Source organism: Ensifer sp. (assembly GCF_031989085.1).
Taxonomy (GTDB): domain Bacteria; phylum Pseudomonadota; class Alphaproteobacteria; order Rhizobiales; family Rhizobiaceae; genus Ensifer.
The window spans coordinates 14,841-41,744 of sequence record NZ_DALZXU010000010.1; the positions used below are offsets into that span (position 1 = coordinate 14,841).

Annotated in this window: 30 protein-coding genes and 1 pseudogene; 15 read left to right on the top strand and 16 right to left on the bottom strand. The window is 56.7% G+C overall.

Annotation, left to right across the window (positions count from 1 at the left end):
* Positions 1–115: 115 nt before the first annotated feature.
* Complete coding sequence (locus tag RTP54_RS27470; RefSeq protein WP_312367151.1) at positions 116–298, bottom strand: hypothetical protein; 183 nt, start codon at positions 296–298, stop codon at positions 116–118.
* A gap of 691 nt (positions 299–989) precedes the next feature.
* Entirely contained in the window at positions 990–1,238 is a 249-nt protein-coding gene (locus RTP54_RS27475) for a hypothetical protein (protein WP_312366950.1), read from the bottom strand.
* A gap of 333 nt (positions 1,239–1,571) precedes the next feature.
* Between RTP54_RS27475 and RTP54_RS27480 the strand changes: the two genes are divergently transcribed.
* A complete protein-coding gene (locus RTP54_RS27480) occupies positions 1,572–2,309 on the top strand; it encodes a response regulator transcription factor (RefSeq protein ID WP_312366951.1) in 738 nt (245 codons plus the stop codon).
* A 288-nt stretch (positions 2,310–2,597) separates the two neighbouring features.
* On the opposite strand, the gene RTP54_RS27485 is transcribed toward RTP54_RS27480, so the two are convergent.
* From RTP54_RS27485 to RTP54_RS27505, 5 genes are all read right to left on the bottom strand, one after another.
* Positions 2,598–3,251, bottom strand: a complete 654-nt coding sequence (locus RTP54_RS27485) for a DUF6766 family protein (protein ID WP_312366953.1) — start codon at positions 3,249–3,251, stop codon at positions 2,598–2,600.
* Positions 3,252–3,429: 178 nt separating this feature from the next.
* Positions 3,430–3,717, bottom strand: coding sequence for a DUF1236 domain-containing protein (locus RTP54_RS27490; RefSeq protein WP_312366955.1), 288 nt, complete (start codon positions 3,715–3,717; stop codon positions 3,430–3,432).
* A 168-nt stretch (positions 3,718–3,885) separates the two neighbouring features.
* Positions 3,886–4,140, bottom strand: coding sequence for a DUF6894 family protein (locus tag RTP54_RS27495; RefSeq protein WP_312366957.1), 255 nt, complete (start codon positions 4,138–4,140; stop codon positions 3,886–3,888).
* 98 nt (positions 4,141–4,238) lie between these two features.
* Positions 4,239–4,538 (bottom strand): hypothetical protein, encoded by a 300-nt coding sequence (locus RTP54_RS27500; RefSeq protein ID WP_312366959.1) that lies wholly within the window; start codon positions 4,536–4,538, stop codon positions 4,239–4,241.
* Between the two features lie 900 nt (positions 4,539–5,438).
* The gene (locus RTP54_RS27505) at positions 5,439–5,846 is read right to left on the bottom strand and encodes a response regulator (RefSeq protein WP_312366961.1); all 408 of its coding nucleotides are present in this window, start codon (positions 5,844–5,846) and stop codon (positions 5,439–5,441) included.
* Between the two features lie 1,109 nt (positions 5,847–6,955).
* On the opposite strand from RTP54_RS27505, the gene RTP54_RS27515 reads away from it, so the two are divergent.
* Both RTP54_RS27515 and RTP54_RS31115 read left to right on the top strand, forming a co-directional pair.
* Complete coding sequence (locus RTP54_RS27515) at positions 6,956–7,159, top strand: hypothetical protein (protein WP_312366963.1); 204 nt, start codon at positions 6,956–6,958, stop codon at positions 7,157–7,159.
* A 214-nt stretch (positions 7,160–7,373) separates the two neighbouring features.
* Positions 7,374–7,601 carry a hypothetical protein gene (locus RTP54_RS31115; RefSeq protein WP_409517224.1) on the top strand — a complete coding sequence of 76 codons (228 nt, stop codon included), beginning with the start codon at positions 7,374–7,376 and terminating at the stop codon, positions 7,599–7,601.
* Between the two features lie 135 nt (positions 7,602–7,736).
* On the opposite strand, the gene RTP54_RS27520 is transcribed toward RTP54_RS31115, so the two are convergent.
* The 7 genes from RTP54_RS27520 to RTP54_RS27550 all read right to left on the bottom strand — a co-directional run bounded on the left by RTP54_RS27520 (position 7,737) and on the right by RTP54_RS27550 (position 12,590).
* The gene (locus RTP54_RS27520) at positions 7,737–8,249 is read right to left on the bottom strand and encodes a sigma-70 family RNA polymerase sigma factor (RefSeq protein WP_312366965.1); all 513 of its coding nucleotides are present in this window, start codon (positions 8,247–8,249) and stop codon (positions 7,737–7,739) included.
* Between the two features lie 179 nt (positions 8,250–8,428).
* Entirely contained in the window at positions 8,429–8,695 is a 267-nt protein-coding gene (locus RTP54_RS27525) for a hypothetical protein (RefSeq protein WP_312366966.1), read from the bottom strand.
* 223 nt (positions 8,696–8,918) lie between these two features.
* The gene (locus tag RTP54_RS27530) at positions 8,919–9,530 is read right to left on the bottom strand and encodes a general stress protein (RefSeq protein WP_312366968.1); all 612 of its coding nucleotides are present in this window, start codon (positions 9,528–9,530) and stop codon (positions 8,919–8,921) included.
* Between the two features lie 19 nt (positions 9,531–9,549).
* The gene (locus tag RTP54_RS27535) at positions 9,550–9,822 is read right to left on the bottom strand and encodes a PepSY domain-containing protein (protein WP_409517222.1); all 273 of its coding nucleotides are present in this window, start codon (positions 9,820–9,822) and stop codon (positions 9,550–9,552) included.
* A 272-nt stretch (positions 9,823–10,094) separates the two neighbouring features.
* On the bottom strand, positions 10,095–10,310 hold the full coding sequence (locus tag RTP54_RS27540; RefSeq protein ID WP_312366972.1) for a hypothetical protein: 216 nt from the start codon (positions 10,308–10,310) through the stop codon (positions 10,095–10,097).
* A gap of 460 nt (positions 10,311–10,770) precedes the next feature.
* The gene (locus RTP54_RS27545; protein WP_312366974.1) at positions 10,771–11,694 is read right to left on the bottom strand and encodes an alpha/beta hydrolase; all 924 of its coding nucleotides are present in this window, start codon (positions 11,692–11,694) and stop codon (positions 10,771–10,773) included.
* Between the two features lie 134 nt (positions 11,695–11,828).
* Positions 11,829–12,590 (bottom strand): adenylate/guanylate cyclase domain-containing protein, encoded by a 762-nt coding sequence (locus RTP54_RS27550; RefSeq protein ID WP_312366976.1) that lies wholly within the window; start codon positions 12,588–12,590, stop codon positions 11,829–11,831.
* A 623-nt stretch (positions 12,591–13,213) separates the two neighbouring features.
* Here RTP54_RS27550 and RTP54_RS27555 point away from each other — a divergent pair.
* From RTP54_RS27555 to RTP54_RS27575, 5 genes are all read left to right on the top strand, one after another.
* Positions 13,214–14,116 (top strand): PhnA-like protein, encoded by a 903-nt coding sequence (locus RTP54_RS27555; protein WP_312366977.1) that lies wholly within the window; start codon positions 13,214–13,216, stop codon positions 14,114–14,116.
* A gap of 58 nt (positions 14,117–14,174) precedes the next feature.
* Complete coding sequence (locus RTP54_RS27560; protein WP_312366979.1) at positions 14,175–14,669, top strand: ferritin-like domain-containing protein; 495 nt, start codon at positions 14,175–14,177, stop codon at positions 14,667–14,669.
* A 12-nt stretch (positions 14,670–14,681) separates the two neighbouring features.
* Positions 14,682–14,885 carry a YidB family protein gene (locus RTP54_RS27565; RefSeq protein ID WP_312367153.1) on the top strand — a complete coding sequence of 68 codons (204 nt, stop codon included), beginning with the start codon at positions 14,682–14,684 and terminating at the stop codon, positions 14,883–14,885.
* A gap of 148 nt (positions 14,886–15,033) precedes the next feature.
* The gene (locus RTP54_RS27570; protein ID WP_312366981.1) at positions 15,034–15,261 is read left to right on the top strand and encodes a BrnA antitoxin family protein; all 228 of its coding nucleotides are present in this window, start codon (positions 15,034–15,036) and stop codon (positions 15,259–15,261) included.
* A 120-nt stretch (positions 15,262–15,381) separates the two neighbouring features.
* Positions 15,382–16,632, top strand: coding sequence for a sorbosone dehydrogenase family protein (locus tag RTP54_RS27575; protein ID WP_312366983.1), 1,251 nt, complete (start codon positions 15,382–15,384; stop codon positions 16,630–16,632).
* A gap of 177 nt (positions 16,633–16,809) precedes the next feature.
* On the opposite strand, the gene RTP54_RS27580 is transcribed toward RTP54_RS27575, so the two are convergent.
* The gene (locus RTP54_RS27580; protein WP_312366985.1) at positions 16,810–17,034 is read right to left on the bottom strand and encodes a hypothetical protein; all 225 of its coding nucleotides are present in this window, start codon (positions 17,032–17,034) and stop codon (positions 16,810–16,812) included.
* Positions 17,035–17,318: 284 nt separating this feature from the next.
* On the opposite strand from RTP54_RS27580, the gene RTP54_RS27585 reads away from it, so the two are divergent.
* From RTP54_RS27585 to RTP54_RS27605, 5 genes are all read left to right on the top strand, one after another.
* Complete coding sequence (locus RTP54_RS27585; protein WP_409517225.1) at positions 17,319–17,558, top strand: hypothetical protein; 240 nt, start codon at positions 17,319–17,321, stop codon at positions 17,556–17,558.
* Between the two features lie 517 nt (positions 17,559–18,075).
* Entirely contained in the window at positions 18,076–18,603 is a 528-nt protein-coding gene (locus tag RTP54_RS27590) for a DUF4142 domain-containing protein (protein WP_312366988.1), read from the top strand.
* Positions 18,604–18,754: 151 nt separating this feature from the next.
* Positions 18,755–19,255: a ferritin-like domain-containing protein gene (locus RTP54_RS27595; protein WP_312366989.1), complete on the top strand. Its 501-nt coding sequence runs from the start codon at positions 18,755–18,757 to the stop codon at positions 19,253–19,255.
* A 76-nt stretch (positions 19,256–19,331) separates the two neighbouring features.
* Positions 19,332–21,470, top strand: coding sequence for a catalase C (gene catE / locus RTP54_RS27600; protein ID WP_312366991.1), 2,139 nt, complete (start codon positions 19,332–19,334; stop codon positions 21,468–21,470).
* Between the two features lie 571 nt (positions 21,471–22,041).
* Complete coding sequence (locus tag RTP54_RS27605) at positions 22,042–22,419, top strand: hypothetical protein (protein ID WP_312366993.1); 378 nt, start codon at positions 22,042–22,044, stop codon at positions 22,417–22,419.
* Here the strand turns inward: RTP54_RS27605 and RTP54_RS27610 are convergent.
* Positions 22,416–22,874: pseudogene (locus RTP54_RS27610) on the bottom strand (DUF72 domain-containing protein); the annotation flags it as partial. The gene RTP54_RS27605 and the pseudogene RTP54_RS27610 sit on opposite strands and share 4 nt — an antisense overlap.
* Before the next feature lie 432 nt (positions 22,875–23,306).
* On the opposite strand from RTP54_RS27610, the gene RTP54_RS27615 reads away from it, so the two are divergent.
* On the top strand, positions 23,307–24,479 hold the full coding sequence (locus RTP54_RS27615; protein ID WP_312366997.1) for a glycosyltransferase family 4 protein: 1,173 nt from the start codon (positions 23,307–23,309) through the stop codon (positions 24,477–24,479).
* A 140-nt stretch (positions 24,480–24,619) separates the two neighbouring features.
* The gene (gene glf / locus RTP54_RS27620) at positions 24,620–26,848 is read left to right on the top strand and encodes a UDP-galactopyranose mutase (RefSeq protein WP_312367155.1); all 2,229 of its coding nucleotides are present in this window, start codon (positions 24,620–24,622) and stop codon (positions 26,846–26,848) included.
* The last annotated feature ends 56 nt before the right edge of the window (positions 26,849–26,904 follow it).

Here is a 26,904-nt window from a genome sequence, read left to right on the forward strand (position 1 = left end):
CGTCAATGCCTCCATGCGTATGCCGCATTGTCGGCAGCGGCGGCCTTGAGCTCAGTCGGCAAGCCGCTGATGCTCTGTCCAACTCATTGAAGAACGAGGGCTGAAAGCAGGGTCTTCAGCCTGCAGGATTTTGTTTCTCTCCTGCGCTTCTGCCGTCAGAGCTCCTCGATCGCTCCTCGAACCGTTCTTCTCCCTTGGCAAGGGGGCTCCCTTTCTGGCGTTCGATCCGGCGCTCTTCTGTTTCGGCGCTTTCTCGCAATCCCTTTGCCGACTCTTCGCCAGGGGACGGGGACCCCAGCGGTCGCGCTTGCAGAAGAACATCGGGTGACGAGGGTTGGTCAGGCTCTAAGCTACTTTCGCGACTCCCTGAGCTCTCGCTGGTGACGGAATTGTCAGATCGAATATCAGCTAAAGCCGCGCGTATCTCATCCTCATTCCAGCCGGCCTCCACCGCGGCAGCAACCAAGTCGTTCACCGTCTCTGGCCGAGCGTTAAACGGTTCGTGAGTTGAGAGAGTGGATGAAACGCATTGGTAGCAATCGGCAACGCGCTCCGCTGTCCCTTCCCGAGTCTTAGGGGATGAAACATATGTCATAATCTGCCTCGCTAATGACGTTATATCGGCACCAGGTCTCCCTAGTTGCACTGCCGATCAAACTACAAGACAGGGGAAATGTTCCTCGGTATTCGACAGCAGGTCATCGGTTTTCGGTAGTGATGGCCCTTTCCCGATCCTCGCCGTACACCCTGGCAGCTCTCCTATCACTACCTCGGCAGCCCACGCGCAATGGCCGAAGCCATGTTGTCATACTGCCCGGGACGCGCGAGCGGACGGACCACCTTCCTTAACCTTCATTCGTCACAACCTGGCTCGCGACTACGACCAAAAGGACTGCCAGGGCCACGGCGGTCCCGTACCTCGCCATATGCTTCACCCGGGACCAACGTCTTCCACTCCAGTCATATCTCATCTGCGACACCTCGACCTTTCATCGAATAAGACGCGGGCGGGAGATCAGTTTCACAGCTTTGTCCTCCAGCAATTGGCACAACTCTTCGTAGTGAGCTATTAATCCAAGCGGGCCACTTTGGGCGCGCAGCTCGTCGCGTTTGACCAGCGCGCGTCCATAGTTCTCGAACAAGTCGCGCAATGCCGTCGTTTTTTGCTCGGCAAACGGTATTCGGTGGCTTGGAAGCCGAACCATCATCCGAGCTCGACCTATCTTCTCGTAGTCCATCTTCACCCCCTTACGTCTCGGTGGCAGCTAGGCAATCGCCGCGATCCCAGTTTGGCGGCCAAATCCGCAAAAATAAAAAAGGTTCCGCAAACTACGTTCGATCTTGGCCCGATCGGCGGTAGTCTCCGGGAGTGGCTCAGCGGGAAAGCCATCGCGGCTGTCTTGCTCGCGTCGAACCGCCCGAAGGCAAGCTCTTTGTACGTGATCGGCAAATACCGGTCTGGACGGAACCGTCTGCGCAGTCGCGGGTTTGGCGAAATCGGGATCGCATTTTCTGATGGAGCGACCGTAAGAGCACGGTCGTCGCAGGGGCCGTCTTGACGAAAGTTTGAAATGGATCAGCGCGAAGAGTTGCCACTCGAGATATCGAGAAAAACAATCGTGGTGCTTGCCAACGTCGATTTGCTCTCGGAGAGCCTGATCCACGCAATACGAAGTAAATTCATCGAATATAATATTGTCGTACACGATAAACCTGCCGTGCTTGTGATTAGCGAACACGTCCGCGTTGATCTGATATTGATATTCCGGATCGTCCAAGACGATCTCCGGACCATACTCCGTGGGCTCCACAGTGCATATCCAGGGGCCGCCATTGGCTTGGTGGCGAAGCATGCAGACGAATTCGGAGCGTCGATCAAGGCGATCGTCGCTGAGCAATTAATTCGTGGCGTCCTTCCATTAAGCCTGCGACTCGATGTATGGCTCTCAGCCGTGCAACTCCTAATAAAGGGGGGAGAGCATTTCCCATCCTCGCTGCTGGGGCGTTTAGCACCGGACGTAGCCACGGACCAACTCTCAAGCCGCCCCGCGAGAGCCATCGCAATCGGGGAGCCGAGGTTAGCGGCACTTAAGATGGTTGGGCTGACAACGCGGGAAGTGCAAATCTTTGATCTGATCTGCACCGGCACGCCAAACAAGGTCATAGCTTGGACGCTCACCTTGTCTGAAAACACTGTCAAAGTTCACACGCGTAACATCTTCAGGAAGCTCAAAGTACGCAACCGTACAGAAGCGACCTCGCGCTACTTCAGCGTCCAGGGTTTTGACGACCCGTCAACGAGCGAATGACAATCTCACCTTGGACAAAAACCCCGTTCCAGCTTCTCGCGATGTGCTCGCCGCCAGAGTGGTCCGAGGTCCTGGTCTTACTTTTCCAGATGCCCTCAGTCGGGGCGTATAGACGTCACTCCGCCACCACCGTCAAGTCGCCGGCGCTGGACCGCGTCGAGCATCTCAGGTCCAAGTCAGCTCCGCTTCGATTTTGAATTCGGAAGTAGAATCTGGGCCAGATACGGTTCCTTTGCCACCTATTGGTAGGGCGTGTTTTTGCGCCGCAACAGCCTGCGAAGCCAAGCGTTACCCTTCCGTCCCGGTCTGTGAGTGAGGCGCGCCAACCCGTTTCGACTCAGGAGACCCGCGAAAGCGGAGGAAGATTGAAAGAACGATGATGACGGCTGTCGACAAAAACTCGGATTGCCAGTTCTGAAAAGACTCGAACCAGAAGTCCGCGCTTCCTAAATGCTCGAATAGATCGGGCACGTGCTGGCCATGGATAAGAGCTTCGTGAGCTCGTGCTGCGGCGCTACCTCGTAAATGCATGATAAAACTAAGGACGAACAGCGCAAAAAGCGTCAGACCCAGAGAGTAGGAGTAAACCTGTTTCGTTAGGCCGCCGATCCTTACAGGAAGGGGGGCGTCGACGTTACGCGGTAGTGTGTCGTCTTTCTCGGGCTGGTCGGGATCTTTGGACTCGGCTGATCCTCGTTGGAACAGGAAGGCCGTCAGGACCACATAGGCTGACATTTGCAGAAACTCGCTCTCCCAGTTTTCGAACAAGGCTGAGAGGAAATGGCCAGTCCCCAGATATTCGAAGAGCGATACGGCGACTTTTCCTTGGCCTACCAATTCATCGTTATAGGTCGATTGGCCTGTAAATACCATTCCGAGCAAAGTCGCGAGTGTGGCGATAATCAGCACAATAGTTAGGCCGTTGTCTCTCAGGGCTTTCATCAGCGTCACTTCATTAGGAGGGTGGTGTTCCTCTAGTGAAATTCACTCTTCCCTTAGTGGACACGACTGCCGCCACTATCGCCGCTCACCGGACCCCCGCCATCGGTAGGAATGAGGATCGGCGAACCAACCCCCAAATCCAGCATTGCCACCTCGCTATGCCTTGCGAAAGCGGGCGCTATTCCAACACCTCGATAACCGCATGCGTGCGGGGGTCTATGATGACCCTGCGGTCGTTCAGTATCGTGTAGCTATAATCCTGGTCCGGGACACGATAGAGTTTAACGGAGCCTGGCAACGGCTGGCCTACCACGACCTCCCCGTCGTAGACGACGGACGGTGTCTGTTGTTGAAGAACGTAGGTACGAACTTCCCCTGGCAGGACAACAGTCGTGGTCGATTGAGCAAAAGCCGGAAGGGCTATCGGCAGCGAAAGCGCGAAGAGGGCGGCTGACAAGAGGCGCATGGGTTATCTCCTTTTTGAACGTCATGACCCAACCTGTTGCAAGACGTTTGGTTCCATTCGCACAACCCTTTCAGGAGAAGCCGGACCCAGTGCCGTTCGGAACAATTGAAACCTGCCAGCGCCGTGACCGGTGCTTTACGTGCGTCCGGTCGGGCCTGAACGGACGACTCACGAAAGCGACGGACCGGCAGAGTGGGGTATTGTCTCAAATACAAGCCTCATTTCGACCAATAGGACACGGTCTTCGTTGAGGACCTGAACGCCGATCATTGAAACGGGCTCTTGTGGAAGGCCATCGGCGGCCATCTCAGCAAGAGCAACTTTAGCCTCTAGAAGCGCGGCATGCTCATCCTCGAACTCGAAGCCACGGTCCTCCGCGCTGAAACCTTCCTGATCGGTCGTCCTAAAGTAAAAGAGTGGCATGGCGAGACCCCTGCGGCTCCGTGCGAGTGACGGTGGTTAGCATTAGAGACTGTAACGCGAGCGCGTCTAAATCTTCGACGCAGCAGCTTTGGAGCCGATCATTCATTGACGGGTTTCTCATTGGCGGGCGGTGGGCTAGGCTCTTCCATTAAGGGGGCGCCGAGATCGAGATTGCCGTTGCTGAGGGCATCGTATGCGTTAACGCTACCGCCGCCGTCGCGGGTTCCGAATGCGGTCAAGTGGATCATCGTGGCCTTAGCGCGCGCGATTAATTGCCTTTCATCGGATTCCTGATCCGTATCTTGCAATGTGACCTCCACGCATTCGCCACCTTCGCCGATAAATGTGACCGTGGCCGTTCCTGCCTCCCGGGCGACCGTCGTCTCTAGATGCTGCATGACAATCTCCATCATTGATCCTCTACCCAAACATGGTTCGACGATTAAGGTTCCCGTTGATGCGACGTGACGGAACATCCCGGGGAAATACTCCGTGGAGAGGACTTTCACGTCTTGATCGCGGAGTATCCGGCCTTGCGGGGGCTAGCGATTGAGACCCGTCCTCGACGGTTTTCCGCTGAGTATTCGACGCCGTGCGGTTGCGTCGTCTGCCCGCAATCACAGTCGGCTTTGCACTGGTGGCACCGCTGATCGTGCTGCGGGTCAATCTCTCGGGCGTTCTATCCTCTCCGGCGGCCTCTCGCAGCTTTCCTTCCAAGGGCAGAGGGCTCCCTCTAAACCCGCGACCGATTTCGGTTGCGCGATGGCGGCAAGCGCCTTCGTGCTGCTTCGGATCGCACACCGAGCTCGGACGTCCCGCTCCTCTTATGGCATTGCGGCAGCGTCCTGATCGGCGAAATAGGAAGGAGACGGTTGCGTGGATTGTGTTTATGGGATTCACCTGACCTCGAGGTGCGGGAATGACGGCATGCACCAGTCCGGCAATCACTCCGCGTTACACCCGACGGCAAAGCTCAAGAACCGGTCCACGACATGCACGTTGTTGTCTACGGCCCTTCCGCCGAGATGATATCATCGCGTGCGCCGGCGCGAATTCACTCGACCGGGGAGGTTTCTAACTCGATTAAAATCAAGAAACACAAGGGATATAAGGTTTGGGTGCCGTGTTAACCTATTGCAAATCTGCCCGGTGGTACGGCGAACCGATCGCGGGCGGCGAAGGTCGCGACGTGAGTCGACAACGTCGTCTACGACATTCTACTTGCCGCCCGACGAAACATCGTATGGTTTCGAGGCTTGCTATAGCGCAAGCTATTGATCAGCGCTGCCGCACTCAGGTCAGTGGTCCCTGCACACAGGGCCAAACAATCCGCGCGCGATGTTTTCCAACTCGAAGGGCTTGTCGCACAAAACATAGCCCCTGAAACGCTCTGGGATTACAAAGGGCCCAAATGCGCTCGCGAATACGAAAGGAATGCCTCGTTGTTTGAGGCTTTCAGCCACCGGGAAAACGTCGTTGCCATCCAGCTGAATATCGAGAATGGCCGCGTCGATGGCTTGCCTGGCGATGAGCGAAATCGCGTGTTCGACGCGGGCGGTGGGTCCAACCACCGTGGCGCCCATCTCCTCAAGTTTCAGGCGAGTTTCCTCCGCCAGCAAAAACTCGTCCTCGACGACAAGTACCCGCTTTCCGACGAACCTTGAACTCCAGGCTGTGGCCACCTTTTCCAAGATTGTTCCTTCCATGATGGTGATCGTCTCGTCTCTCGCCCGAGGCCGGACGCTCGATCACCTTCTCAAGCTTGTCATTCGGAGAACCGACTACGTGAGACCTTAAAACCCATTGCTGGAGCTTCTGTTTCGATGTCCGTTGAAAACAGGCCTCGACCCCAACTGCGCGAATCATGACACTCTTCGCGATTTCCAGACCTCCAACCCGTCAAGCCACCGTCGTCCTAGGACCCAAAGATAGAACGAGAGCCTTTGCCGGCGACACCCGACAACAGCACGCGATCGATAGATTGAAACCAGATGCGCCGGGCTACGACCGACTGTCAAAGTAGATGGTGAGGTTGGTTCAGCGAAAAAGTCGCATGTGTTGATCGAGATCGTCACGCCGTGGCCCGTGGACAAGAAAAATCCTTCGGCCCTCCATCGGAGCCAGATGGTAGGTCCGGATAAACTCCTCCAAATCGTAATGCACGGCGTGAATCATATCCAGAGTATGCTCGCCGCCCGAACAGATCCGGACCTCTCGCCTGCCGGTCGCATCGAGCCGGTGCTTACCATCTGTCTCGTTCATCGGAGTGTCTGCCGATTGGATCGAACATTCAACTCAAGTTCGTTGCGTTGGGAAAAGGCGCTAAGCACAGCCAACATGTGACGCTTCACGTGCACCGTCTGCCCGCGATCCTTAATGACCTTGTTTTCATCGATCTGCTTGAGCATATTTCTTGCCTCTCCATGCAGACCATCCAACATACTTTCGGCAATAGGGTTCCGTGGTTTTCGCTGGCACGAAAATAAATCTTCATTGTACGCGGGGCTCATCGGGCATGGAGGGAACTCTTTTTGCGCGCGGTTGAGGGAGCTTGAAGCAGAGAGTAAATCGATGCCACTCAAAGCTATCGCGCTGAACTGCACCCTGAAGGTGAGCGCTAAGGAAGCGTCTTCAACCGACCGAATTTCTTTCGTTGCTCGCAACGGAGCTAAAAAACACGATGTCGAGACCGAGGTAATTCGCCTCGCAGACTCGGTGAACCTATCGCGTTAAATGTTTGCTTGGCTTGGCAAGTGCGAAGCCGTATTGTGGGTAAGAGCGCCGGAAACACGGTTGCAAAGCATGGGCGATTGGCATGGCATCACAAAAGAAAGGCGATAGGAATCGTGAGTTGTCGTCCGCCAGTTCCCTCGAAAGCGAAACACATAGCGTCACGAATATGCTGGTCGAAGATACACCTGATGCGCTGTTGGTCCTAGCGAACCGTTTACAGAAAGCGCTCGACGCGCGCTCGGTCAACACTGACATCAAGAAGGCAAGTCGCGCCAGAAGGCATTAAGCTTTGCGCTCTCGGACAATGAAAGTCCCGCTATGCCAGACCGCCACCCCATACGCGTCTTGATTGCTGAAGATGAGTTTTTGCTCGCTGATGCCATTGCATCCTGGCTCGAGAGTGCCGGAGCGACAGTGGTCGGCCCCTTACCCTCGGTCGAGCGAACCTTGGCTAGGGTCAAGGGAGGCGTCGCTTGAAGAGCCTTTCTGCTCTCACTCCCATGAGGCGGGACGCACCAGAGGAATGTGTGCTTCAGCTGGTGCCGGCCCTTCGCCTCAGAGCGCGGTTGTTGTTGCCCAACTCCCTCGCGGCCGACGCGTTGGTCGAGCGGACACTTGAAAAAGCTATCGCCGAAGTCTCTGGCAGGATCGAGGGACAGCCACTAGATGCCTGGCTGCATCAAATCATGCTCGCTGTTTTTGCACAAAGCCCGTTCGGTCCAAATTAGCACGCCAGTAGCGCTATGCATCTGCTACGTGCAACTCGCTCGACGACACGCCAACCCGGCTCTAGCCTCGCGCCAGTCTGAGGCCATTCGGGCCTACCTTCGTCGTGCGGGCCTCGTACCGTGCTCGGAGCGAGCTTAGAGAAGTGGGTTTCCATGCATTTGGAGAGCGAGTTCGTCACGGGCCCGATTGAGACGACTTTTGATCGTGCCAATGGCGCAACCGCATACGTCCGAGGCTTCCTTGTAACTCAGCCCATATCCCGCCACGAGGATAAGAACATCACGGTGCTCGGGGGATAGTGAGGCCAGAGCATTACGCAGATCCTTGTTAAGAATTTTCCACTCCTGGGAAGGCTCCATCGGGATGGGCATGTCGGCGCAATCAATGACACCAGGCGCTTCGCGCTTGCGCAATTTGTACTGAGTTCGAAAGGCATTGTGCATGATCGTGAATAGCCACGACTTCAGATTGGTACCCGGCTCGAAGCGGTGTATGCTCCGCAGTGCTCTAACGAGAGTTTCCTGCACCAAATCATCGCCTTCATGGGCCGAGGAAACGAAGGTGCGCGCGAAAGCCTTTAACGCTGGGATAAGGTCCACCACCTGATCTTCAACACACGCTAACTTGTCGGCTGATAGATGTTGCATGAACGCCCTCTTTCATCACAGCGGACTCGGGGATCAGCAAGGGAAATGCGAGGGTGCGCTTAATGTTCCCGGCCAAGGAGCCGAAACCGACTGGCTCTAGCGCAGGAGCCGGCGGGCGAGTCCAATTCGCTCATTCGAGTACTTTCGCGCGGGAAGGCAAGGCAGCGGCGGCGGTGAGTTCAGTGCAGGACATAAACGGAGATGTCGACGCGATAGTCGGTCAAAACCGCTGAAGCTTTTCGCCGACGAACAAGCCATACCGCAAATTCCGAAAGAGATTCCTCGTCGCGATTTCCCATGGCAAATTCTTCGGCGATGAACTTAGCAAGTTGCTGACCGCGCGCTCCGTGCCACTCAATCCCAGCTGCCTTACATGCCCGGTCGTGAACCCTTCGCATCATGGCGTAGTCTTCCAATGTGGGCGCACGTGTATGGATTTCCTTCATTGGCTTCCTCCATATTCTTCAACGTCGTCCTCCGTGCAGAGAATACATGGGACGCCAGCACGCCTCAAAACGTCAAAAGCTGACCCTTAATCCCTTCTGTTGCATTTTCGGATACTCCTCCGCGAGGCCCCGAATCCGCGGAGTGCCTCACCCCAATTTCTTTGCAGGCGCCGCTGGGCAGCGCCTGCGAGCAGTAATCAAGCGGGGATAATCCGCGTGACATTCACAGGGTGCGATCGTATCGGCGACGCTCGTCCTCGATTTCCGTTGAGGTATAAGCATTCGCCTGATCGTCGAACCGACGCCAGCCGGTATCCGCGTAGGCCTGCCGGCGCCCGATAGGATCAACCGAGTTGTTGCGCAGAATAACCTCGGCTTCGTCGACCAATCCTTCATCCACACGAGCGGTCACGACGCTTCCGCCCCGACGAACACCCTCGGCGTAAAGATGGGCGTCCTCTTCGCTGACACCGGACTCGGTCATGGCGCCAATGATGCCCCCAACGGCCCCGCCGGCAACCGCGCCCGCAGCTGCTCCAGCCGCAGTGGTTGCCAACCACCCAGCCGCCACCACCGGACCGACGCCCGGGATAGCCATAAGCCCGAGCCCGGTCAGCAGACCAAGCGCGCCGCCGCCGGCCGCACCAAGGCCCGCGCCCGCTCCGGCGCCTTCACCCGCGTTCGAATCTCCATCGGAATAGCGATCCGAATAGCGATTGTCGGCATTGTTGGCGATGATGCTGATGTCTGTGGAGGGCACGCCGGCGGCCTCCAACTGCGCCACCGCGTTCGTGGCGTCGTCATAGTTATCGAAAAGTCCAGTTACAGTTCGCATATCATGCCTCCAGTGCTGGTTACTTCGCGGTCACGTTGCCCTGATAGTCGAGGGCTACGGTCGCCGACTTGCCGTCTTTCATCGCGGTCGCCTGCCAGACGCCTTGGTCGTCGAGCTTGAGAGCGGTGACATTGGAGAAGCCGGCAGCTTCGATCCGCTCCTTGGCCTGCGCTTCGGTGAAACTATTGGCGCCGGCAACGGGGGCGGTTGGGTTGCTGGTATCGGGTGTCGCGACGGCCGGGGTTTCGCCGTCGGTAGAAGGTGTGGTCTGAGCCAGTGCTGGCGAACCCATGCATAGGACTGCCGTAACAATTACAAGTGTGCGTCTCATCGATCTACCTCTTCCCTAATCGGCCGACCTTGGCCTCGCTTTCCAACCGGCCAATCGTGGTTTGGTTCCGCACATCGACAACTCGACCGAGAAAACATCCTGGAGGGGAGGAAACACCCCCGGCGCCATTGGGCGAGGCATGATAAAGGAGGTAACTGGGAGTTTGCGGGCTTAATCCACTTTTAATGGCATCTCGGTCTCAGGTTGCGCGCCTTGCCAGATTGGCCGGCTGATCAAGGCTCGTGGAGTAGAGCGAGCGCGGTCGCAAGGCTTCCAAGTGAAAAGCTCGTAATGAAGGCATGTAACTGCAGCACCAGGGCGATATGTTCTATTCCATCGACATGGCCGAATGCCTCGGGCCTGATCGCGATCACGGCGATTGCTGTGGCGATCCCCAGGAACGCGCCGTAGGACATGTGAATGAGCACGAATCTGACGAGTTTCGGCATATCTCCGCCTCGCTTAAGGCGGTCCAATTATCGATCCGCGTATATGTTCCGCGATTGGAGACGGTCGCTGTTTTTGGCGCCAGTCAAAGTAGATGCGGTGTTAAAAGCGACAACGACCTGTCCGCCTTTCCCGTCCGCTGTCGATGCCAAATCCACAGGACTAACGACGCTGCAGCGCCAGTGACACTGACCTTCTCTGTAGTGCTGTCCTGCCGGCCGTAGGTGTTTACAGCGCCTGGGATTGAGGCGAGGTCAGTGTGACTAACCGTGTAAAACCAATGGCTTAGTTGCGTAACATACGTTATGGAACAATTAGATGTTCCAATCCGTTGGCAGGCCCGAGTCCTGATTGCGGGTTCACTTGCAGCGCATCTGATTTCTTCCCCAACACCAAGAGTTTGTCCCTGGCCATGACGAACGCCTTCCAGTCGCATATCGCATGACCGGCGTTTCGATGCCGCTAAGTCTTATCGGTAAGTCTCGCCACTTTGGCATGACATACGCATTTCGGATTTACCCCTGACAGAGACGTGCTGAGAAACTCTGCAAGGGCAGCCGCCACTTCGCCCGGGGCCTCCTCCGCCATATGGTGGCCGCTGTCGATGCGTCGGCCGACTATGCCGGGCGACCACGCACGCCAAACGGATAGTGGATCTCCGTAGAGCTCTTCCAGGTCGTCATGCTTCGACCACAGGAGGAGCGTCGGGCATTGAACGGTTTTCCCGGCGTGTCTGTCGGCCAGGTCGTGAGCTCTATCAATGCCAAGGCCCGCTCGGTAGTCCTCAATCATGGTGTGAATGACCGCAGCATCGCGTGTCGCATCGCGATAGTCCTTAAATGCCTCCTCGCCCATGAATTTTGGCGATCCACCATACCACGCATCGGGGTCGGCAATGATGGTGCGCTCCGGCTTTTCGGGCACCCCGAAGAAGAACCAATGCCACCAAAGGCGAGCAAACTTTTCGTCGGCGCGCTCCAGCGCCTCGAGTATAGGAACGCCGTCCATGACAATCAGTCGATCGATCCGATCGGGGTGGTCCATGGCGGCACGGAAGGCGACGTAGCTGCCGCGATCATGGCCCGCGACAGAAAAGCGGCGGTGACCCAGGATTTCCATGAGCTCTACGCAGTCCTGCGCTTTGGCTCGCTTCGACGACTGGGCATGATCACATGTGTCGACAGGGAGAAACGATTGGCCAAACCCGCGCAAATCTGGATAAACCACCGTAAATTGTGATGCAAGCCTGTTTGCGACCTGCCACCAGGTTGCATGCGTACGGGGATGACCATGAAGTAACAGCAAGGGTGGCCCAGAGCCGCCATGGCTTACGCGCAACTTGCCTTGGGACACGGGGATCATTTCAAGTGAAAAGTTGTCGAACATGGGCCATCCCGTTTCGAAATGCCAAGTCACCGGAAAGGCTGATTACAGATTTTTATTCGCGCGAATGTCTGCAAGCAGGATATTGGCGAGGTCGACGAACTGTCCCTGTGGATATTTCGACAGGTAGGCTTCAATCATTTCCGCGCTGTCCTTGTCTCGCACCGTTTCCCAGAACGAAACTTCGATACTCGGATCTTCATCGTCAGAGCGCCCCTGCTCGATCCGGGCGGCCGCCAATCTACGAATTGGCCATCGGGAAACCGCTGCAGATAGAGAAGGTACTCTGCGGCTTGATCGCTTTCCTGTACCGACTCCCAGAAAGCCAGTTCCACGCGCTCGGCGTCACTTCTGAAGTCGCTTGATGGTGACTGACTGAGGGAAGAGGACTGTTTGGGCCCTACTGAAGACGATAACTCCGCCTCGAGGCTTGGCTCTGCGCGAGGGTCGAACAAGACCCGGAATACCCGCAGCGGCCGGGCAATGTTCTTCACCTGATGCTCTCCGAGATCTTCGAATGTCATCTCAACGCGATCACGCATGTGATCACGCACCCCTCGCGTGACGCAAATGCCGCCAACATCCGCAAGCGCCTGGAGTCGGGCGGCGATGTTGACCCCGTCTCCGAAGATATCGCCGTCCTTTACCAGAACATCTCCGACATTAATCCCGATACGGAACTGCATCTTCCGTTCCTCTGCCAGCACCAAATTGGCACGCCACAGTGTCTGCTGAATTGTCACAGCCGCATGGAAGGCATGAACGATCGAAGGAAATTCTGCCAACACGCTGTCACCGGCGGTCCCGAAGATTTGCCCATGTGCTTGTTCAATGATGCCATCGACGAAGGTCCGATGCGAACTCAAGGTCGCTAGCGTCTGCTCTTCGTCCGCATTCATGAGGCGGGAATATCCCTCAACGTCGGCGGCGAGGATGGCCGCTAGTTTTCTCTCTAAGGGTGGAGCTTCCATTAACTGGCCTAGCCGAGCCTTCTTGTCTTGGTGGAAACAACCATCAACGATGAGAATGCGTCTTTGTTCCCAGGAAGGGAACGTAGGTTTCTTCGACCCGCGGGCCTGCGGTTGAGATGTCTAGCTTCAGTCCGTCGGATAGGTCGAGCGCGACACTTCCGCTTCGTCAGGCGTGAAATTAACATCTTCCTCTAATGCGCTGAGCCTGGCGCCCGCAGCATCTAATACAGCGGTCAGGAATTCGGCGCGCGTCCACCCTGAAAGACACGCCTCCTCGACCAATACTTGGAGCGCATAGTCGACTACTTGCTCAAGCTCGACCTTTCGCTCAAGGGTCCCAGGCGGATGATTTGGAGGGTCTATCATGGTGCTCTGCTTTCTTGGAGACCGGATACGCCACATCAGAACTCCGTGCTCACTTCAACGTTCCCCATTTTTGAGCGCACTGCCCCGTCATGATCGATTTGGGTTGAAGCCGGAAGGAACGGAACAAGCGTTGGGAGATGGAGTTTAAGCACTTACTCAAGCTCCGTGGATCAAAGGAAAAAGCAATGACCGATCCTGTCTCAATCCACCCAGGCGCCAGCGGTGACCCGTCGGCTACAATGTTTTTCAACAAGATCTCATGGGGATCTATTCTCGCAGGTGTAGCGCTTGCCTTGGCCGTGCAGTTCTTATTGAACTTGCTGGGCGTCGGTATAGGGGCGGCAGTTCTTGACCCCACAACGTCCGACAATCCTGATGCAAGCACATTTTCGATCATGGGCGGCGTGTGGTTTGTCATCGCCGGCATTGTCGCATCGTTTGTCGGCGGATACATCGCCAGTCGACTTTCTGGCCGACCGAGCCACTCAACGGGCGGTTACCACGGCTTGACGGCCTGGGCTGTGACCACACTCGTCGTGCTCTATTTGTTGACGACTTCCGTCGGCGCGTTGGTTGGCGGCGCCTTTAGCGGATTATCGAGCGTTATTGGCGGCGCCGGAGAAGCAGCTGCAACCGCGGCCACAACGGCAGCCCCAGCGCTTGCCAATTCCGCCAATCCCATGGCCGGGATCGAACAGCAAGTTCGCGGAACGACGGGCAATGATCCAAAAGCCCTACAGGATGCCGCGGTCTCCGCCGTCCAAGCTCTTATGGCAGGTGACGAAGCAACGGCTGAAGATGCGCGGGTGCGAGCCGCGGATGCTGTTGCAAAGGCTCAAAATATCCCCGTCGATCAAGCACGTACGCAGGTCGACCAATACGAAAAGGCCTATCGAGAAAACGTCGCGGCCGCCAAGCAAAAGGCACTTGCGGCTGCCGAGGCGACGGCTTCCGCCGTCTCTGCCGGCGCCATCCTTGGCTTCCTAGCCCTCGTGTTAGGTGCCATCGCATCCTGGTTCGGAGGCGTCAGCGGAACAAAACACGCCGTCCTAATCTCGGGGTCGGCGGCAATTCGCCCCCGTGTTTAAGCCACTGCCGAGCGCCGGAATGGTTCGGTGGTCGGTGTTAACCAGAATGGAGCCTGTCATGGTGGATCGGAAAAAACTCGCAGACCTTTTCCACGATACACTTAAGGACGTGTATTTTGCCGAGAAGAAAATCGTCGCCACCCTTCCCCAGATGCAGGAGGCGGCCGTCAGCCCGCAACTGAAAGATGCCTTTACCAAGCATCTTGGTGAAACGAAGGTCCATATCGAACGCCTTGAGCAGGTGTTCGAGCTGATCGGCAAAAAACCTGAGTCAAAAACCTGCAATGCCATCCTTGGCATTACGGAGGAAGGCGATGAGATAATGAAAGACTACAAGGGTTCCCCAGCTCTTGATGCCGGCCTTCTCGCCGCTGCGCAGGCCGTCGAACATTACGAGATGTCACGATACGGCACCTTGCGGACATGGGCACTTGAACTTGGCAACAACGAGGCTGCGGGTTTGCTGCAGACGACACTTGACGAAGAACAGGCGACCGATCTTGCCCTCACATCGATAGCGACCTCGGTGGTTAACCAGAAGGCGGAAGCCTGAGCGGCTTTCGCCATAACGCAGGAGAAGCACGGGCCGGAGGTTTTAGAGGATCTTTCGGCAAGGACGGGCCTGTCTCCCGATGAGATCCTAAGCCGCCTCAGCCGTGATCTGCCAAGAGCTGTGGACGACATGACGCCCGACGGTGTTCTGCCTCAAGAGAACGAACTCTCGTTTGAGGGAAGGAAAATCGTTTCGCCCCCGGAGATCCAAATCTAGTTGCCATCTCACGGACCGCCGAGCGCTTGCCCGAAACGCGGGTGAGCGGGTCGGCCCAGCTCATTGCATCAAGGCGGTTGTCGCGCAAAGAATAGGCAGTGGGATCAAATGATGCGATACTCGGTTCAACGCTGCTTGAGGCTAGCACATGGTAAAGGCAATCTTCCACCGAGCTACCGCTGATCTGGTGCAACAGGTTCTTGAGCGCCCCCGAGCGGTCAAGAAGAAGGCTCCGCTGTCAGGCGCGGCGATGACGAAACTCACTCTCAATATCGATACCGAGGTCATCGCTTGGTTCAAGGCATCTGGTGCCGATTGGCGGACAAAAATGCAGGAAGCCCTTCGAAATGCAACCGACCTCGACAAAAGTCGATGATCCGCAGGGTCGGGCTCGATACTTGATAATCGATCCTTTGGACAACAGGTCGGAGAGGCCGCCGTGAAGAGCGCCAGCCCATCATGTTTGGTTCTCCTATTGGTTCTGGCAGGGTGCGAGATGGCGACCCTGACGGCAGAGCAGGGTTACGGCCCCCGTCCACTTCTGCCCAAACCGCATCCAACGTTGTTGCCGACAGTAAACGTCGCGAATGCCTCGAGATGGGGAACGAGAGAGAAGCCGATAGCGGCGCCGGGCTTTTCCGTAAGTGCATTCGCGACGGGGTTGGATCACCCCCGCTGGCTTCACGTTCTTCCAAATGGCGACGTGCTGGTAGCCGAGACGAACAAACCTCCAAGCGTAAGTAAGACGTTCAGTCTTCGGGGTTTGGTCATGGATCACTTCATGGCACGTGCCGGTGCGGAGGTGCCGAGCGCCAATCGGATTACTTTGCTACGGGATCGCGACGGAGACGGTGTCGCTGAGACCCGCTCGACATTCCTTGAAAACCTGAACTCCCCTTTTGGCATGACGCTGTCGAAAGGCGTTCTTTACGTTGCGAACACAGATGCAATAATTGCCTTTCCATACAAGGTGGGTGAAACCACGATCGTTGCCACCGGGCAAAAGCTTGTTGATCTGCCTGCCGGGCCAATCAATCATCATTGGACTAAGGACATCATCGCCAGCCGCGATGGAAAAAAACTTTACGCAACCGTCGGTTCCAACAGCAATGTGGGGGAAAATGGAATGGACGTAGAGGCGAAAAGGGCGGCCGTGCTGGAAATCGATCTGGCGACAAGGAAGGTCCGCGTGTTCGCCTCGGGGCTACGCAATGCGAACGGGCTTGCATGGCAGCCGCAGTCGGGAGAACTGTGGGCGGCTGTCAACGAGCGCGACGAACTCGGCAGCGACCTGGTTCCAGACTACATGACGTCAGTCAAGGAGGGTGGGTTCTATGGGTGGCCCTACAGCTATTTCGGAAAGCATATCGACAAGAGGGTGAAGCCACAAAGACCGGATCTGGTCGCAACGGCTATCGTTCCCGATTACGCACTCGGTCCCCATACGGCATCACTCGGCCTGGCCTTCTATTCTGGCCACCTCTTCGGTTTGGAGTACCGAAATGGGGCCTTCATTGGTCAACACGGATCGTGGAACCGCCGACCCAGGAGCGGGTACAAGGTCGTCTTCGTGCGCTTTGCCGACGGCGAGCCGGTTGGCAAAGCGCGCGATATTCTGACCGGTTTTATCGGAGCGGATGACAACGCCCGTGGCCGGCCCGTCGGAGTGGTAGTCGACCAACGAGGTGCGTTACTCGTTGCCGATGACGTGGGCAACGTGGTCTGGCGAGTTACGCCCTCAAGATAAGAGTTTTGGCAAGGCCCCAGTACTACTTTTCCGCGCGGGCGAGTTGCGCTTTTATCCGCGGCCCCCTGGCGAGTAAGGTTGCCCACACAACGGTTGACCGCTAGGTCGTACCCCCCATCGTCGGCGTTTGCATTTAAACCGAAAGGTGCGATTTTTCCATCGCCGCAAAGGACGGAGCTATCCCTCTGGCGCAAGGCTGGTTCTTATGCCTGCTTGGGCAAAACGGGTCAGTTGCATCTGACTCGCACCGTCGGTGTAGAGCACATGGACTGGGTGTCCGCATCGGCTAAGGCTCTCGGCTTTGAGAAAGGCCTCGTCAAAGCCCTCGGGAATTGCGTCAATGTGCCCGCCCGATTCATCGCGATCAAGGACATAGAACCGCGCTTTCCTGATGTCTGTCATGATGTTTCTCCTCTGCCGACACAATCGCTGGAGCGAGGGTTGGTTCCTGCAAGCAATCGAAAAGGGTCGCGGGTCCGCTAGTTGGGGCGCGACTTGTTTGAAGTGGCGGCCCTACTGAGAATTTGGGCAAACTGTGCCAAACCAACGCTCTTGCTCAATCCGGGTGGGGTTCCACAAGGTCTTTTTGCGAGATTTCAACCTTCAATGGGCGCGAGGCCCGCGAAGGGAACAAAGCGTCCACAAACGGTTGGAAGCCATTTAATTCGCATGCAAAGGGCGTGACCATGTTGATCATGGTGAGAGAAATGAAGGTCAATAAAATGCTTCCGGACCTCAGGTTCTGGGCGCGCTCCATGCGGGTCGATCCGGCTTCGGCAGCGGTCCTGGTGGAACAGACATTAGAGTTGGCTATTGAAAATTTCGACGTGTTCATCCGTTCACACGAACGATTATGGTTGTTCAAGGTGATGCAGGACATCCAATGTGGGCGCCAGATCGCTCGAACAGCTTTTGCAACGGCTTGAGGCCAATATGCGCCACGGTACATACTCGACAGGCCGAGCTGTCCCCCCCGGCATTTGACATCGGGAAAGCAAAACTGAAATCTGTCGACGCCCCTGGAGCCAGACATGCGGCATTCGTTGTCATGGGTGCCGATCCTCTCTGAAAATTCGACCACTTACCCCCGGGCGGTTTGCCTTCTAGTTTCCGGCAGACCAGCGACGGATTTGGTTATCTTCGGCTGGTTGCGCGGCGATCGGCTACGCTAGCCGCCGCTCACGTCGCCCTGCAACCAATGTGGCGACCTCGCCGCGATGGGTCCGCTTGCCAAACAAGAATACGGCGGCGTCAGCAGGCCGCGCATGGTCCGACGTTTCCCAGCCGCCCTTGTTGCCGCAGTCGTTTTCAAACGACCATCTGGTTCTCAGGCAATTTCGTCGGGTCGCGACTCCTCCATGCCAATTCGGATGAAACGGCCTCCATTTTGATGGAACAACGTTCGGTCCGAATGGTTGGGAGCATTCCAACCAGGAGGCTGTCATGAAACCTATCATTCTTGCATCTCTGGCCCTCGCGCTTGCCGGGCCGGTGCTCGCCCAATCGGCCATGGAAAAGTCCGGGATCAATTCCGCCCTCGGGGTCGCACCGAAGACGGAGGATTTCGTTCAGGAGGCTGCTGGCAGCGACATGTTCGAAATTGAGTCCAGCAGGCTGGCGATTGAGCGCTCCGACGCTGCGACCAAAGCCTTTGCCCAACAAATGGTCGCGGATCACGAAAAAACGACAACCGAGCTGACAGGCCTGATTTCGAGCGGCAAGGTTACGAGCCCGGTTCCCGCAGATATGACCTCGGCTCAACGCGACAAGCTCGAGAAGCTCAAAAGCCTGCAGGGCGACGACTTTACCAAGCAGTACCACTCGGATCAGGAAGAGGCGCATGAGGACGCCGTCGATCTGTTCACGCGCTACAGCGAAGGTGGAGACAACGTCGATCTCAAGGCCTGGACGGCCGCGACGCTTCCAGCTCTGAAGCACCATCTCGAGATGGCAAAGGGTCTTAACCCGTAGGTTCGAGGGGATCGCGTGACCGGCCCCATTTGGCGAGCGAAGCGCCCTCGTGGTCCAAACGGATGAAACCAAATTGGAACTTCCGGATTTCCGGGAACTTCCAGCGCAATGCGAGGTTCTAACTGTCGCGACCATCCAATAGGAGGACTAGATGCCTACCGAAAAAACACTTAACGACCTGTTCCTTGACACGCTCAAGGATATTTACTTCGCGGAGAAGCAGATCCTCAAGGCGTTGCCCAAAATGGCCCGGGCGGCGCAATCCGAAGAAGGCAAAGCTGGGTTCCTTCAACACCGAGATGAAACCCAGGTGCAAATTGAACGCCTCGAGCAGGTATTCGAGTTTTTGGGCAAGGCCGCTCGCGGCAAGACTTGCGAAGCCATTCAGGGCATCATCGCCGAAGGCGAAGAGATTATAGAGGAGTACAAGGGCACAGCTGCACTCGATGCTGGCCTGATTTCATCCGCACAAGCGGTCGAACATTACGAAATTGCCCGATACGGCACTCTGATCGCCTGGGCAAAGCAGCTCGGGTTGACGGATGCCGTGCCGCTTCTGGAAGCAAACCTCTCCGAGGAAGTCGCCACCGACCAGAAGCTGACGCAGCTTGCCGAGGCCTCGGCTAACGCCAAGGGCGCCAAGGCGGCTTAATCAACTACTTCAGCGAGAAGGCCGCCCTTGAGGCGGCCTTTCTTCTGGCGGCGACCCAGGCTCAAGGGGAAAACCAATGGCCAAGACCACTTCGAAGTCGAAACAGTCTGAGACTGCAACGGTCCACGATCAGAAACTTCATCGCGGCGAAGGCGGTGAACTACATCAGCACGCCGAGGATGGACATCCAACACTGACGACGGCCCAGGGCGGGCCGGTGTCAGATGACCAGAATTCGTTGCGTATCGGCGATCGTGGCCCGCTGGTTGTCGACGACTTCCACTTCCGCGAAAAGATCTTCCATTTCGACCATGAACGCATTCCGGAGCGGGTCGTCCATGCGCGTGGCTACGGCGCCCACGGTTTTTTTGAGACCTATGAGTCGCTTGCGGCCTATACGCGGGCAGATCTCTTCCAGCGAGCAGGCGAGAGGACCCCGGCTTTCGTGCGCTTTTCGACGGTTGCCGGCAGCAAAGGATCCTTCGACCTCGCGCGCGACGTCCGCGGATTTGCGGTCAAAATGTACACCACGGAGGGAAACTGGGATCTCGTTGGCAATAACATACCTGTCTTCTTCATCCAGGACGCCATCAAGTTCCCCGACATAATCCATGCGGTAAAGCCGGAGCCGGACCGCGCCTTTCCCCAGGCCCAATCCGCGCACGATACCTTCTGGGACTTCATCAGTCTGACGCCTGAAAGCATGCACATGATCATGTGGGTGATGTCGGATCGTGCCATCCCCCGCTCCTTCCGGTTCATGGAAGGTTTCGGCGTCCACACCTTCCGTCTCGTCAATGCCAAGGACGAGTCGACTTTCGTCAAATTCCACTGGAAGCCGAAGCTTGGACTGCAGTCAGTCGCCTGGAACGAAGCCGTCAAGATCAACGGTGCAGATCCAGATTTCCATCGTCGTGATCTATGGCAGGCGATCCAATCTGGGAATTTTCCGGAATGGGAGTTGCAGGTTCAGCTTTTCGACCAGGAATTCGCCGACAGTTTCGACTTCGACGTGCTCGACCCGACAAAGCTCATTCCTGAGGAGATCCTGGCACCTCAACCCATCGGCCGCCTTGTTCTTGATCGCATGCCCGACAACTTCTTTGCAGAGACCGAGCAAGTCGCCTTCATGACGCAGAACGTGCCGCCCGGTATCGACTTCAGCAATGACCCTCTCCTTCAGGGTCGCAACTTTTCCTATCTCGATACGCAGCTGAAGCGGCTGGGCAGCCCCAACTTCACCCATCTGCCGATCAATGCGCCGAAGTGTCCCTTCGCGCATTTTCAGCAAGACGGTCACATGGCCATGCGCAATCCGGTTGGCCGGGTGAACTACCAGCCCAATTCGTTCGACGAGGGCCCGCGGGAATCTCCGATGAGTGGGTTCCGCCACTTCCCGGCGCAAGAGAATGGCATCAAGGCGCGTCTCCGGCCGGAAAGCTTTGCCGATCATTACAGCCAGGCACGGCAATTCTACATCAGCCAGACCCCCCCTGAGCAACGACATATCGCGGCCGCGCTGACGTTCGAGCTCAGCAAGGTCGAAACGCCGGTCATTCGCGAACGGATGGTCTCCCATCTCTTCAACATCGACGAAACATTGGCAACCACTGTCGCACATAAGTTAGGCTTCCAGGCAATGCCGAAGCCGGCGGATGCTGCAATGCCGACGCGCCAGGACCTGGAGCCATCTCCCGCGCTAAGCATTGTGGAGCGAGGCCCTCAACGTTTTGAGGGACGCAAGCTCGGCATTCTCATTACCGATGGCGTCGATGCGAAGTTGTTCAATGGGATCACAGAGGCGATCAAGAAGGAAAAAGCAGTTTTCGAACTCGTTGCACCAAAGGTTGGTGGCGTCACTGCTTCGGACGGTTCCTGGATCAAGGCCGATCACATGATCGATGGCGGTCCCTCGGTCCTTTTTGATGCAGTCGCCCTTTTAACGTCCTCCGCGGCCATAGACGATCTTGTGAAGGAGGCGACGGCGCGGGACTTCGTCGCCGATGCGTTTCAGCACTGCAAGTTTATTGGCTACGATGAGTCGGCCATCCCTCTATTGGAGGTTGCCGGCATTACTGGCGCATTCGATGAGGGCGTCGTTCCGTTGCCGGGTGAAGAAGGACTTTCTGCCTTCGTTTCACAATTGGGCAAGCTGCGCGTGTGGGGCCGAGAACCCTCGGTCAAGCTCGGCAGTGCATCGCCACGTATTGATTGATCACGTCCCAGCGCGGCCCCCGGGGCCGCGCTTTACTACTCAAGAACCTCGGATCCAGTCTCTCGTCAACTGATACAAACGCCTTGCTGTGCCCGGGGCCCGCCTTAACTACGAACAAATCGACGGGGCGTCCGTGGCTGCCATGCAGTCCGCCAGCTTATGACGCCGTCGATTGTCGGTAGATCTGTTAGTGCCGAGTTCTCTCAGGCGAGCGGCCGCCTGCCCTGTTTAGGCTTCGCACGCAGGGGGTCAGGATAATCGACAGCTCCAATATAGTCTCGCTGCATCAGGATTACGGGGAAGGGCCATTTTTGATGAGGAGGGTTGGAGCATAGACGTGTACGCCCCAGTGCCTCTCCCGCGATCGGCATTCAAATGTCCAGCAGTCATGACGATCAACCGAGTATGAGGTGCCAATTCAAAGTAAAACTTGAGATAACCGTTCGGGAGTCGATTAGGATGTCATCGCTCGTGTGTCTCTGCTGCGCTACCAACAGCAGCTCTTTCTCGCTTGTTTGGAACCTTGATCAACGCGTGCTGTTTATCCAGGTGAACAGGACAGGAGAGTTCGATGGCGACCTATCTCGATAACCGTCAAAAGCGGGCAAACAAACCCCAGGAACCTATTCCCGCGGTGCGGGCCCGCCAGGGATTACTTGGACGGCCGGTGTTGGCAGTCCTTGTGGGTGGACTTATTCTTGCGTTGATAGCTTGGGGCATAGCAGGCCTTTACGGTGAGGGCATTGACGAGGATGCGCCGACGCCCCTACCGCAGATGGCGACAGAGAGGCCCGAGATAACTCCCACCAATCAGGGCATTATAGACAACAGTTCCACCGGGGCAGAGAGAATGGAACCTTCTCCGGTCGACCGGGATCCCACGCCGCAATCTGGCACTGGTGGCCCGTCTGAAATCAAGTCTTCGACGGGGACGGAGAAAACCAACTAAGACAAGGCGCCATCAATCAACAGAGCTGCCAGCCGCTTCGCGTTCTTGATTGCGTGGCCGTCGCGGTCGTTGTTGAAGTAGGCCCAAACGGATTTCGCGCCGCTCTTTTGAATGCGTTGGACCCAGAGTTCCAGTTCCGCATCAGTGTAATCATGTCGGTACCACTGCTTTACCCCGTGAAAACGTATGTAGACGTCATCAGCCGTCTTCACGAGCTCGTCTGGTAACCGCGGGCCGCTACAGGAACAAAAGATCACTCCCGCAACGCGAAAGGCATTTACGACGTCGTCGTTCCACCAGCTCTTGTGGCGAAATTCCACAACGTTTCTGTGGCGAGGATCAAGCTGGGCAAGGATCATGTGCAGCGTCTCGCTCGAGTAACGAACGCTTGGAGGCAGTTGAAAGAGAAAGCACCCCATCTGCGCGCCCAGGAGGTCAGCGATGTATCCGAAGTCTATCTGCCTTGCGACAAGTCTTGCCGCATGCATTTTTTCGGCTCGTCTCACATTTTCTAAGCGTTGCTTTTGCCTGCGCTGCGCGCGGATTGCGCGCCGCTCGGCAATGTCTTCCATGGAACGTTCGACCACTTCAAATCTCCCGGCGCATATTTGTAGAAGCGCCGAGCTGGCTGTTTGTTCCTGTTAGATTGGCAGGTCAGCCATGCCTCCGGATGACCGAAGGACTTGCCGCTCAGGTTTCGGCTGCAGGCAGTTTCGGCAATCTTGAATCCAAATATCAGTAAGCAAGCATATTAACTGCTTCTTCCTGGGAACAAACCCTCTGCAAGCCGGTTGCAGCATACGACTAACGGAATCCTAAACTGCGAAAACCGCTCCCCACGCGATCGTCGCCGAGACGCTTGCGTGTGCGTTGTTGCGAAGTGAGCCATGCGAAAGATCGTCGTCATCAGTGATTACCATGAGGGTTCGTCGGCCCAGAGCGCGCGCCCCGATCGATCAGCCCAATTGCTGAAATGGTCGTGCTGTTTGAATGAGGAAGAGAAGGAAGGTCGGCCCGAAACAAGCAAGCTCGTCGTTGAGGGTGGCTATCTAGAACGGCTGCCCTTGGCGTGCGTCGCGTCGGGGTTGGTGGACAAAGCCGAGATATGGACCCATTGGCGCAGCGACCAGCCCCCTCAACAACCGCATTCATCGTCATTTCTCAAACGCCGGTCTTTCTATCAGAACGGAACCGACGCACCGTTTTCGTCTGACGATATGCTCGCACATCTCGAAGTCTATGGCCCTCCCTCTGTTCTTTGCGTCTGGGGGCTGGGCGTCGACGAAAGCGTCCTTCGCGCATGTCGAGGGAGTTTCAAGATTTACAATTCGATTGATGCACCCGCCTTGCGCATACCCTTTGACGTGAGCCGCCATTTCAATCTCGTTCTGACCGCTTCGCAGGGACAGAGCGAAGCTGTCAAAAGGCGTCATCCCAATATGCGAACAGCAGTCCTCCCGATCGGGCCTGAGTTCGCGTCGCCCTCGATGTTCCATCCACTCGAAGGTCCCAAGGACTATGACGTCATCTACGTCGCCGCCGCCCAGCCTTACAAGCGCCACGACGTGCTTTTCCAAGCCCTCAATCGCTTACCGCGAACGGTGCGGGCGCTTTGCGTTTTCGGTTATGGCGAGGATGCCGAGAGGTTACGACGCCAAGCGAACGAACTCCGGCTTAACATCGATTTCGTAGGGCCACCCGGCGTGTCCTTCTCGGACGTAAACAGATTGATGAATCGCGCGCGCATTGGGGTCGTCTGCGGTGTCGATGATGGCGCGCCTGCCATTCTGACCGAGTACATGCTCGCCGGTTTGCCGGTTCTCGCCAACGCGGAGCTGCGTTGCGGACTGCAGTACATAAATCCCCAGACCGGTGGCGTCGCGAAAGCGGAAGAATTCCACCTCGGAATTGCCGACATGCTTTCACGGCTTTCCGACTTCAGTCCGCGCGCAGCGGTTGAGCGCCAGTGGACGTGGGAGCATTCGATCGAAAAACTCCGCCAACTTATTGAAACTTCACCCTTAAAACACGAAGAGGCGCGTCGGTTGAGGAGTGTTTGAGTTTTGGAACGCCCGGGCGCGGTACAGATATGGATACACTGAATGCAAACCTAAAAGTCCGTCACGGCAAAGATTGTGCGCCGCTGATCTGTTTTTCGCATTTGCGCTGGGACTTCGTCCAGCAGCGCCCACAACACCTCATGAACCGGTTTTCCCTAGATCGGAATGTCTACTTCTTCGAAGAATTCATTCCCACCGAACATCATCTCCCATACTTGGAGTTCCACTCCTTCGCGGGGACCTCGGTAAAAGCCGTGCGCCCCCGTATTCCTGATCGCTGGAGCGACGCGGAGCGTCAAGCGGGGTTGGCCGGGTTGCTGAGCGAACTCGTTCAACTGGTTGGCGGAGCCCCCCCAATTCTTTGGTTCTACACTCCAATGATGTGGCCCATGGCCCGCGATGTCGACGCAGCTGCGGTCGTCTATGATTGCATGGACGAACTTGCCAACTTCAGGTTCGCTTCCCCTTTGCTGGGTGAGCTCGAGCACCAGCTGATGCGCAGGGCCGATGTCGTCTTCACGGGAGGCCATAGCCTATATGAGGCAAAGCGTCTCCTGCACGACAATATTCATCCGTTCCCGTCCAGCGTCGATGTGAGCCACTTCCAGGCGGCGCGAAGGCTGACGACAAAGCCAAGTGACCAGGCAAAGATTTCCCGCCCCATATTGGGATACTGCGGGGTCGTGGATGAGCGTCTCGATCTTTCCCTGATTGCAGCGTTGTCCGCTCAACGTCCGTCGTGGTCGATTGTGATCATCGGGCCCGTGGCAAAAATCAGCCAAGAGGAATTGCCGCAAGCGCCCAATATTCATTATCTAGGACAGAAGGAGTATGAGCGCCTGCCTGCTTACTTTTCCGGATGGGACGTGGCGCTGATGCCGTTTGCCCGCAATGACGCCACACGCTTCATCAGCCCGACGAAAACGCCCGAATATCTGGCTGCGGGCCTTCCGGTCGTAAGCACGCCGATTGCCGATGTCGTGCGACATTACACAGATCTGGCTGGAGTGTTCTTCGCCTCTGATGCGAAGTCGTTCGTCGATGCATGCGAAGCATCGCTCAAGCTTGCCCCCATGCGCGGCGAGTCTCTGAAGGCAGTGGATGAAAAACTGCAGGTTCTTTCATGGGATGACACGCATCGGCGAATGAGAGCTCTGGTTGAGCAGGCGGTCGAGGCTCACCTCGAAGAGCCAATTTCTTCCGCCCCACTGAAGCGGGCGCGGACCTCCGTCAAGCGTCGACGGTACGATTATGTCATCGTCGGCGCCGGCTTCGCTGGCGCTGTTTTGGCCGAGCGGCTCGCCAACGAAGGCGGGCAGCGCGTGCTTGTGTGCGATCGTCGCTCGCATATCGGTGGAAACGCCTACGATTTCTACAATGAGTGCGGCCTTCTGGTTCACAAGTATGGTCCGCACATCTTCCACACCAACAGCGAAGCAATCTTCGACTACTTGTCGCGTTTTACCGCCTGGAGGCCTTATGAGCACAAGGTACTCGCCGAGGTCGGCGGCAAGCTGCTGCCGATACCGATCAACCGGACGACCATAAACGGGCTTTATGGCCTCGATTTGCAGGACGATGCTGCCGCTGCAGCCTATCTTGCCACGAAGGCCGAGCCCACTGTCGACATACAAACCTCCAAGGATGTCGTCATTGCTCAGGTCGGCCTCGACCTCTATCGAACGTTCTTCGAAGGTTACACACGCAAGCAATGGGGCCTTGATCCATCTCAGCTCGATAAGGCGGTAACGTTGCGCATTCCCACGCGGACGAATACCGATGACCGATATTTCCAAGACACCTTCCAGGCCATGCCAAGGGATGGCTATACGAAGATGTTTGAGAATATGCTCGACAGCGCGAACATCGACCTTATTCTCGATACCGACTACCGAACGATCCGCGACCGGTTCCCTGCCGCGCACGTTGTCTTTACTGGACCCATCGACGAATTTTTCGATTTCCGTTTTGGCAGTCTTCCCTACAGAAGCTTGAGGTTCGAGCATATGACGCTCGACCAACGGCGGCTGTTGCCGGTCGGGGTCGTGAATTTCCCCTCGCAAGAGGTGGAGTACACCAGGCTCACAGAATTCAAGCACCTGACCGGACAGGTGCACCCGAAGACGTCTATCTGTTACGAGTTTGCGTGCGCCGATGGCGATCCTTACTACCCAATCCCCCGGCCGGAAAATCAGGAACTCTATAACCAATATGCGCAACTTGGACGTTCACGCGCTGATGTCACCTTCGTCGGCAGGTTGGCCACCTATCGCTACTATAATATGGACCAGGTCATAGGGCAGGCGCTCACCGCTTTCAGGCGCTTGCAAAATAAGGAAATGATCGACAGCGGGCTGAGTGTCCGGTGAGCCCGGTGCAAATCAGGCCGGCACTTGTGCTTGCGACGGAAAGCCTCGATCCGTCG